Source organism: Nocardia sp. NPDC050713, from assembly GCF_040654315.1.
Classification (GTDB): domain Bacteria; phylum Actinomycetota; class Actinomycetes; order Mycobacteriales; family Mycobacteriaceae; genus Nocardia.
Genome location: NZ_JBFAHS010000001.1, coordinates 827,059 through 835,196, shown reverse-complemented (window position 1 = coordinate 835,196; position 8,138 = coordinate 827,059). Strand labels below are relative to the sequence as shown.

General features: G+C 69.2%; 10 protein-coding genes and 1 riboswitch. Of the genes, 5 read left to right on the top strand and 5 right to left on the bottom strand.

What is annotated here, in order from left to right:
• Positions 1-206 precede the first annotated feature (206 nt).
• Positions 207-2,213 carry a histidine kinase gene (locus AB0H49_RS03355; RefSeq protein ID WP_357246564.1) on the bottom strand — a complete coding sequence of 669 codons (2,007 nt, stop codon included), beginning with the start codon at positions 2,211-2,213 and terminating at the stop codon, positions 207-209.
• Positions 2,214-2,599: 386 nt separating this feature from the next.
• Entirely contained in the window at positions 2,600-3,208 is a 609-nt protein-coding gene (locus AB0H49_RS03350) for a helix-turn-helix domain-containing protein (protein WP_357246561.1), read from the bottom strand.
• Positions 3,209-3,385: 177 nt separating this feature from the next.
• Between AB0H49_RS03350 and AB0H49_RS03345 the strand changes: the two genes are divergently transcribed.
• The 4 genes from AB0H49_RS03345 to AB0H49_RS03330 all read left to right on the top strand — a co-directional run bounded on the left by AB0H49_RS03345 (position 3,386) and on the right by AB0H49_RS03330 (position 5,625).
• Positions 3,386-4,033, top strand: coding sequence for an NAD(P)H-dependent oxidoreductase (locus tag AB0H49_RS03345; RefSeq protein WP_357246558.1), 648 nt, complete (start codon positions 3,386-3,388; stop codon positions 4,031-4,033).
• A 224-nt stretch (positions 4,034-4,257) separates the two neighbouring features.
• The gene (locus AB0H49_RS03340) at positions 4,258-4,578 is read left to right on the top strand and encodes a multidrug efflux SMR transporter (protein ID WP_355000456.1); all 321 of its coding nucleotides are present in this window, start codon (positions 4,258-4,260) and stop codon (positions 4,576-4,578) included.
• Between the two features lie 60 nt (positions 4,579-4,638).
• Positions 4,639-5,094: an SRPBCC domain-containing protein gene (locus tag AB0H49_RS03335; protein WP_355000455.1), complete on the top strand. Its 456-nt coding sequence runs from the start codon at positions 4,639-4,641 to the stop codon at positions 5,092-5,094.
• A gap of 90 nt (positions 5,095-5,184) precedes the next feature.
• Positions 5,185-5,625 carry an OsmC family peroxiredoxin gene (locus AB0H49_RS03330; protein ID WP_355000454.1) on the top strand — a complete coding sequence of 147 codons (441 nt, stop codon included), beginning with the start codon at positions 5,185-5,187 and terminating at the stop codon, positions 5,623-5,625.
• Between the two features lie 67 nt (positions 5,626-5,692).
• On the opposite strand, the gene AB0H49_RS03325 is transcribed toward AB0H49_RS03330, so the two are convergent.
• From AB0H49_RS03325 to mhuD, 3 genes are all read right to left on the bottom strand, one after another.
• Positions 5,693-6,511, bottom strand: a complete 819-nt coding sequence (locus AB0H49_RS03325; RefSeq protein ID WP_357246554.1) for a CbtA family protein — start codon at positions 6,509-6,511, stop codon at positions 5,693-5,695.
• The gene (locus tag AB0H49_RS03320; RefSeq protein WP_067790036.1) at positions 6,502-6,696 is read right to left on the bottom strand and encodes a CbtB-domain containing protein; all 195 of its coding nucleotides are present in this window, start codon (positions 6,694-6,696) and stop codon (positions 6,502-6,504) included. Before AB0H49_RS03320 ends, AB0H49_RS03325 begins: the two co-directional genes overlap by 10 nt.
• Before the next feature lie 68 nt (positions 6,697-6,764).
• Positions 6,765-6,948: riboswitch (cobalamin riboswitch) on the bottom strand.
• Positions 6,949-7,003: 55 nt separating this feature from the next.
• Positions 7,004-7,321 carry a mycobilin-forming heme oxygenase MhuD gene (gene mhuD / locus AB0H49_RS03315; RefSeq protein ID WP_141807677.1) on the bottom strand — a complete coding sequence of 106 codons (318 nt, stop codon included), beginning with the start codon at positions 7,319-7,321 and terminating at the stop codon, positions 7,004-7,006.
• Positions 7,322-7,392: 71 nt separating this feature from the next.
• On the opposite strand from mhuD, the gene AB0H49_RS03310 reads away from it, so the two are divergent.
• Positions 7,393-8,136 (top strand): alpha/beta hydrolase, encoded by a 744-nt coding sequence (locus tag AB0H49_RS03310; RefSeq protein WP_355000453.1) that lies wholly within the window; start codon positions 7,393-7,395, stop codon positions 8,134-8,136.
• Positions 8,137-8,138: the final 2 nt, after the last annotated feature.

Genomic DNA, 8,138 nt, shown 5'->3' with positions numbered 1-8,138 from the left:
CCTCAACGCTTTCGCCATCACCTTCGAAGGCCGGATCCACCCGACCGGGAACTAACCCACACCGAGGTCGGATCCGCCGTTAAACCGACAGTCCCGGACCTACTGACAGAGTCGTGACCGTGGCTCGGTGATCTCGCTGCCTACGAAACGTCGGCGCCGGGAGTTGATGTCGGTGGGTTGACGGAAGTGGTTGCGATCCAGACCAATTACGGCGACGAAGGCGAGCCGGAGGCGGTGCCGTTGCGGACTTGGTGATCACCGGTGGCGGGAACCAGGCCGTTGGTGTCGGATGGGGCACCGCTGTGCGTGTTCGAGTCGGCTGTCGTGGTGCTGGAGTCGCCGGGTGGTGCGGCCGCGGAGCTGTCGTGTGGGCCGACGGTGTCCGGGTTGCCGGTGGATGTCGACACGCTCCCGTTGCGGGGCTGACGATCGCCGGTCTCGGCGTCCGAGCTGCCGGTGTGGGGCGGGATGTCGCCGTGCGTATTCCGGTTGGCTGTCGCGGCGTCCGAGCCGCCGGAAGGTGTGGATGCGGAGCTGTCGTGCGAGCTGACGGTGTCCGGGCTGCCGGTTGATGTCGACGCGGCGCCGTTGCGATCGTCGCTCGCGACGTCCGGGGTACTGGTGAACGCCGACTCCGTGCCGCTGTGTGCGTTCGGCTCGGCCGACTCGGTCGCCAGGGCGGTGTGCGTTCCCGGTGCGGTCGAGTTGACGGAGAGATCCGCTGCGGACCCGTTTCGCCCGTCCGCCACATCGTTCGGCTCGGCGCCGACTTCCTTCCCGACCTCGTTGCCGTTCTTCGGCGCGGGTTCGGCTGGACGGGCCGCCGGGCGTTGTCGCACCGGGACTATCTCGCTGGGTAGCCGGGCCGCGACGCGGAACCCGCCGCTCGGTCGTGGACCGGCGGTCAGGGCTCCGCCGAGGGCGTGTGCCCGCTCGCGCATCCCGATGATGCCGTTGCGGGCGCCGGAACCGGACCGGGCCGCGGGGGCGGTGGGGCGGGAGTTGTCGATGGTCAGGTCGACGGAGCCGGTCGCGTAGCGGACGGTGATCGTGGCGCTCGCGCCAGGAGCGTGGCGCGCCACGTTGGTCAGGGATTCGTGGATGATCCGGGCCGCCGCCGCGTCGATCTCGCCGGGCAGTTTCCGCGGTTCGCCGATGACGCGTGTCTCGACAGTCAGTCCCGCCTCGCGCGGCCGCTGCAACAGCGAGTCCAGATCGCCGATGCTCGGCGCGGGCGCGCGCGGCGCCTCCTGCTTCTTCGGCGGCTCGGCCGGGCGCGGTTCGGTGCGCGGCTCCCGATCGGCGCGCAACTCCTCCGGCTGCTTGTCCGGCTCGGCCGCACCGGATGCCCGCCGCTGGCTCGGTGTGGCCCGCCGCAGACCACGGAGGCCGCGGGTGGGGCGAGACCTCTCGGTCGAATCACGCTGCACCGGCGCGGTTTCGGGGTCGGCCAGGGTCGCGCCCATGCGGATGGTCTGGAGCAGGGTGTGCACCTCGGCCAGCGATTCCTTGCTCGCCGCCTTGATCGCGGCGAGCGCCGTCCTGGCCTGCTGCGGCCGCTTGTCGAACAGCTCCAGCGCTACCGAGGACTGCATGTTGATCAGCGAAAGACTGTGGGCGAGAACGTCGTGCAGCTCCCTGGCGATGGCCAGCCGCTCCTCGGTCGCGCGGCGTTCCCGCTGCGCCTGCTCGTCGCGGCGGGCAGCCTCCGCGCGCTGCTCGCGGGCCTCCAGCGTCGCCTGGCGCTGGCGCAACCCTTCGGCCGCGCAGATGAGCACGGCCGACCACGCCATCAGCGCGACGATCTGCCAGCCGTTCACCGATTCACCGAGCAACGCGGGCAGCGGCCACACGAAGAGCAGGTAGCCGATCGGCACGAGCGGGTATGTCCACCAGCGAGATCCGATCGTCCCCGCGGTGAGGAAGGCGATCACCAGCGAGAGGAAGATGGGGCCGTACCCGTAGTCGAGCGCCAGGTAGATGCCGCACGCGGCGAGCGCGATCACCAGCACCGGCAGCGGCTGAACGCGCCGGAAAGCCAGCGCGACCGGCCCCGCGAGCAGCAGCAGATAACCGAGCACATCCAGTGACTGCGTGCCGGTCTGGTGCATATCGGCGCCGCGACCCCCGGCCACCTGGACTACCGCGACGATCAACGCGAGGCCCCAGTCCCATACGACCGAGCCACGATTCGCTATGCCTGGCGCACTCACCCTTGCAGCCTAAGGCGTACCTCCGCCTTCGCTCCGGCCATGCGCGGTTTTCGGGCGGACTGCGTCCGGCTGTGTCTCTGGTGCGTACCTTCGCCTTCGCTCCGGCCATGCGCGGACTTTGGGCGGATTGCGCCCGGCAGTGCCCCACGAGGCCGACCGTCGATCGACCTTCGTAAGCGCAGGTATTCGGCGGCTGACCCAACGCCGTTGCCGAGCCCGGCCTGCGTCTTCGACGGATGCATCACCGGCACAGTCATTCTCGGCATCTGGACGCTCGCGAGCTTGTTGGTGGGCGCCGCTCGCGGTCCGGCGCTCGCATGGGACCTCGGCCTGGTCTGCTTCGTCAGGCGTGTGAACGGCGTGTGGAACGGTGATAGGGCGGGTGCCTATCGGGGTTTGCCGAGCAGGGCGTGGGCGATCCGATCCAGTCCTCGGGTGATGGTCGATGGGCTGAGCCCGCGTTCGCGTTGTGCGGTGTAGACCTCCGCGGCCAACGGTGCGAGCAGGGAATCGACCAGCGCGTCCGGGTCACGGATGTCCGCCGCCACCAGCAACGCTCGGACGTGGGCGTACCAGAACCCGTATGCCCCGGTCGTGAAGCGGGCGCCGCCGGTCTCCGCGCCGAGTGCCAGGTGCGCGTGGCTGTCGAGGAGTTCGACCATCGCCTCGTAGAAGGCGGCCAGCCGGTCTGCCGGGGACGCGCCTGGGCCGAGGGGTGGTTCGCCGTGCAGCAGGCGCTCTTGGATGGCGCGTTCGTGCTCGTCGAGGAGCGCGACGGCGATCGAATTCGTGTCCGGGTAGCGGCGGTACAGCGTGCCGCGGCCGACGCCCGCTGCCTTGGCGATGTCGTCCATGGTCACCGCGCGTGGATCCCGCTCGGCGAAGAGTTCCGCCGCGGCCGCGAGGACCTTGGCGCGGTTGCGTGCCGCGTCCGCGCGTTCGCTCGGCGGTCGATCGAGCGGTGCGCCGGTGAGCAGATCCGAGCGGGCATCCATGACAGCGACTCTAGCGGAGTTCGGGATAAGTGGACAGAGTGTCCGATTTGCTGTTAACGTCGAACCGGACAATATGTCCGCTTAGTTGAAGGGTTGAATCATGAGCGAAAGCAGTGAGCGAATCACTTGCCAGCGCGCGGTGCGCGTGCTGGAGCCGAGCATTGGCGAGGCGCAGGCATGAGCACCTTGTTGCACCTCGACGCGAGCGCCCGGCGCCGCTCCATCAGCCGGGAACTGAGCGCGGAGTTCGCCGCCGCCTGGCGCGCCGGGAATCCGAACGGCGAGTACCTGTACCGAGACCTTGCGGCGCGGCCCGTGCCCTTCGTGGACGAGCCGTGGACCGAGCTGTGCGACGCGGTCCTCGCGCGCGGCGCCTTCGACCCGGCTGACCTCGACGGCCTGGCGACGACTCCGGCCCAGACCGCGGCGCTGGCCGTCCTGCGCCCCCTGTTGGACGAAGTGCTCGCCGCCGACGTGATCCTGATCGGCACCCCGATGTACAACTACTCGATTCCGGCCGTGCTGAAGGCCTGGCTGGACCAGATCACCTTTCCCCGAATGTCGTTGGGGCACCGCCGTTTCGTCGTCACCTCCGCGCGCGGCGGCAGCTATTCGCCCGGCGCGCCGAAGGCGGCCTTCGACTACCAGGAGCGCTACCTGCGCGACTTCTTCGCGGGCCACTTCGCCGTAACCGACACGGTTTTCGTGCACGCCGAACTGGCCAACTCCCGCCAGGATCCGGCGCTCGCCGATCGCCGAGCCGAACACGACGACTCCTACGCCAAGGCCATCGAAACCGCCCGCTCCCTCGCGGCGCAGTACTGAACGAGAACGGACGCGCCCGAACGACTCGAGCGCGAACGACTAGGCCCTGTCTCGAAGTCCGGGCTGAGGCGCCGGATGGAACTTCGAGACAGGGCCTAGGGCACGTGAACGGCTCGAGCACCCAACGAACGCGCACGCAAACGACTCTCGCCCCTGAACGACTCGCGCTCCTGAATGAGCGGAGCCCCTGAACGAGTGGAGCCCTGAATGAGCGGAGCACCGAAATGAACTGGCTCGTACTAGGTCTCGCGGGCCTCGTCGAGATCGTCTGGTCACAGAGCATCAAACCGACCGAGAACTTCACCCGCCCGCTGCCCACCCTCGTGTGCTTCGTGCTGGGCAGCCTCGCGGTATACCTGCTGTCCAGAGCCATGCAGACGCTGCCCGTCGGCACCGCCTACGCCGTCTTCACCGGCATCGGCGCGGTGGGCGCGATCGCCCTCGGGATCGTGGTGCACCGGGATCCGTTCAGCGCGGGGCGGTTGCTCGCGCTCGCGCTGATCCTCGGCGGCATCGTGCTCGCCCGGGTGACCAATCCCGAGTGACAGCCGATCACGTCGGGGCAAATGCTGTGGGGGCTTCGGGCGCGCGGGTATGGTCCGGTGATGGTCGACCAGTCAGTTCGTCTCCCGGATCTGTCCGCACGGCCCTACGACCTCACCGTGGAGCGGGTGATGAAAGCACCGCCCAGCTTGCTCTACGCCGCATGGACACAGGGGTTCGACATCTGGTTAGCCGCCCCGGATTCGGTGCGGATGAAGCCCGCGGTGAACGAGCCGTTCTTCTTCGAGACCGAGTTCGAGGGCAAGCGCAACCCGCACTACGGCCGGTTCCTGCGGCTGGAGCCGGAGCGCCTCGTCGAGCTCACCTGGGTCACCGGCGAGAGCGGCACCGAGGGCGCCGAGACGGTGGTGAGCGTGCAGTTCGTCAAGCAGCCGCGCGGCATCCGGCTTCGCCTGCGGCACTCGGGGTTCGCGAGCGAGGCGGCCAGAGACCGGCACCGTGCGGCGTGGCCCCGGATACTCGAGCAACTCGACGGGAAGCTCGGCGCGGCGAGCTGACGGCTCGCCCGCGGAAGCGGTGCGCACGGTTCGGCTGTGCGGGTAGGTTCTAGCCTGCACGAGTTCGGCTCACTTCGTGAAAGGACAATGATGCCAACACGTACCGCGCGCACCGCTTGGACCGGAGGTCTGCAGGACGGCTCCGGCCAGGTCGAGCTGACCAGTTCGGGCGTCGGCAAGTACGACGTGTCGTTCCCCAAGCGTTCCGCGGAGGAAGCCGACGGCACCACCAGCCCCGAGGAACTGATCGCGGCCGCGCACTCCTCCTGCTACGCCATGGCGCTCTCGGCGCAGATCGGCAACGCGGGCGCCACACCCGAAAGCCTGGACGTCACCGCCGACGTCACCCTCGGCCCGGACCCGGCGGGCGGCTTCCGCATCACTGCGGTCGCACTGACCGTCCGCGGCCGGGTGTCCGGCATGGACGCCGACGGCTTCCTCGCCGCCGCCGAGGCCGCCAAGGCCGGCTGCCCGGTCTCCAAGGCGCTGGCCGGTGTCGACATCATCAGCCTGGACGCCGCGCTGGCCTGACCGCTCGACCGAAAAGGGGCAGTGCCGGTCATGAGACCGACACTGCCCCTGATCTTTCGAACGCGAGTCACCCCGCGGTAGCGACCTCGCTCCGCGCCTGGGTGTTACGCCCCGCGAACTCGGTGAGCGCCGCGAAGCCGAGACCGAGCGCCGCCCACAGCGTGGCGGAGACGGCGAGCGACGCGACACGGAACTGCCACAGCAGGCTCGGCGGGAAGTCGGCGGACACCTCGTCGACGCCAGGCAGCAGGACGTAGCCCAGCGTGGTGATCAGCACGAACACCGCGACGCCCGCGATCAGCCGGACGGTGTCCAGCTGCCCGCGCAGCAGTTTGTACACGTACACCCCCGCGCCGACGGCCGCGAGGCCGAGCAGCACCGAGGCCACCCAGAGCAGGGTGCGATCGTTGATGGTCTCCGGATCACCCACCGCTGGTGGGTTCGCCGGGTACTTGAAGAACGGCACCGCGACTATCGCGGCCCACCCTGCGACACCGAGCCCGATCGCCAGCTTGGGACCGGACAGTGCGGTGTGGCGCCGCGCGAAATGCGCGACCGAGGCGAAGATCGCGCCGAAGGCGAGACCGCTGAGGCCGAGAGCCAGGAACTGCCCGAACTTCTGTCCGGGCCTGCTGACCAGCGGCTCTTCCTCGTCGCCGTGGGAATGACCCGTGGCGGGTTCCTCCGGCGTGTGGTGCGACTCTTCGGTGGCCGCGTTCGCCTCTTCGATGGCGATCGCCGCGTCGACCTTCGGTTCGCCGACGAAATAGCCCACCGTGGCGGCCAGCAGACCGGCGATCAAACCGGCGAGCAGGCCGCGCAGCAGCAGGGTTTTCAAGGTTCCGGCCAGGGGGACCGGAGTCGTCGTCGGTGGGTTCAGTGGCACGGAACACCCAGCAGATGACGTCCGTCATGCATGAGCTCGTGCATGAACATCCCGCTGCGCGAGATGGCGCCCTGATCGAAGCCGACCAGGTACAGCGTGAGCAGTGCGAGAAGAACGACACCTACCGTGACGAGCACGGTCGCCAGGGAATCGGTCGCCTGGCTCGGTGAATGCGCGATGGCCATTCGAGTCCTCCTAGGGATACGTCCCGACCGGATTCTCGGTCCCGGCAGGGCGTTGTCGCGTCCCGTGAGATGGGTGGTGCGGAGGGTGCCGGTGTCTGGCTTTCCGGCACCTCGCCTGGCCCCCGCCTGCTCGGCGGAGATCGGACTCGATGCTTGGAACACAGTGGCGCGACCGCTCCGGAATCACACCGGAATTACCGCATCACCCTCGCTTGGTCACCTCGAACTGTGACACCACGGCGCGCCCGTCGTCAACACGGTCGACACCTGTTGACCACGGTGTGGGCGAGTCGTTACCCGCCGGATGCTAGGACGCGGGCTTGGCCGCGACGTCGAGCACGACCTCGAATTCGAGCAGCGACGCCCCGGTCGAGACCGGCTTCTTGTCCCCGCTGCCGGCGTGCGCGGCACGGGCGGGACCGTCCCGCCAAGCGGCGAAGGATTCCTCGGAATCCCATTGGGTCACCACGAAGTAGCGGTTCTCGCCCGCGACCGGACGCAGCAGCTGGAAGCCGAGGAAGCCGGGCGAGTTCTCCACCGCGTGCGCGCGGTGCGCGAACCGCTTCTCCAGCTCGGGCCCTGCGCCCTCGGGGACCTCGATCGCGTTGATCTTCACGACAGCCATGAACTCGACAATACGTCGCCCGCGCGCGGGCGGGCGCGCGCCCGGACGAGCCCGGGGGCACAATCGTCCCGATGTGGTACGACGAAGGCGGAGCAGGCGTGCCGATCCTGCTGCTGCACGGTTTGATGGGCAGCGCGCGCACCTGGGGCGACCAGCTGGACTGGCTGCGGGCGCACGGGCACGTCTACACCTACGACGCCGCGGGCCACGGCCGCCCGGCCCCGCCGGAGTTGACCACCGAGGCCTTCGTCGCCGATCTCGCCGAGGCCACCGCGCACCTCACCGAGCCGATGGTCGTGATCGGCCATTCCATGGGGGCGCTGCACGGCTGGGTCTTCGCCGCGCAGTATCCGGAGCGGGTGCGCGCGCTGGTGGTGGAGGACATCGCCCCCGACTTCACCGGACGCACCGCCGCGGACTGGGCGGCCATGATCGAGTCGTGGCCGCAGCCGTTCCCCGACGCCGACTCGGTGCTCGAGTACTTCGGCCCCGTCGCGGGTCGCTACTTCCTGAACTCCTTCGAGCACGGCCCGGACGGCTATCGGCTGCACGGCTCGGTCGCGACCTTCCGCGACATCTCCGAGGAGTGGGGCACCCGCCATTTCTGGGAGCAGTGGCGGGCGGTGCGCGTCCCGGTGCTGCTCATCGAGGGCGAGCACACCATCACCCCGGCCGGGCAGATGCGGGAAATGGCCGAGACCAACGCGAATGCGGAGTACGTGCTGATCCCGGACGCGGGACATCTGGTGCACGACGATCAGCCCGAGCGCTATCGCGCCGAAGTGGAACGATTTCTGCACCGGGTCCTCGCCTGACC

Coding starts and splice junctions, on each gene's coding strand:
- AB0H49_RS03350 (WP_357246561.1), bottom strand. CDS start 3,208: ATGGATGCCCGCTCGGATCTGCTCACCGGCGCACCGCTCGATCGACCG.
- AB0H49_RS03345 (WP_357246558.1), top strand. CDS start 3,386: ATGAGCACCTTGTTGCACCTCGACGCGAGCGCCCGGCGCCGCTCCATC.
- AB0H49_RS03340 (WP_355000456.1), top strand. CDS start 4,258: ATGAACTGGCTCGTACTAGGTCTCGCGGGCCTCGTCGAGATCGTCTGG.
- AB0H49_RS03335 (WP_355000455.1), top strand. CDS start 4,639: ATGGTCGACCAGTCAGTTCGTCTCCCGGATCTGTCCGCACGGCCCTAC.
- AB0H49_RS03330 (WP_355000454.1), top strand. CDS start 5,185: ATGCCAACACGTACCGCGCGCACCGCTTGGACCGGAGGTCTGCAGGAC.
- AB0H49_RS03320 (WP_067790036.1), bottom strand. CDS start 6,696: ATGGCCATCGCGCATTCACCGAGCCAGGCGACCGATTCCCTGGCGACC.
- mhuD (WP_141807677.1), bottom strand. CDS start 7,321: ATGGCTGTCGTGAAGATCAACGCGATCGAGGTCCCCGAGGGCGCAGGG.
- AB0H49_RS03310 (WP_355000453.1), top strand. CDS start 7,393: ATGTGGTACGACGAAGGCGGAGCAGGCGTGCCGATCCTGCTGCTGCAC.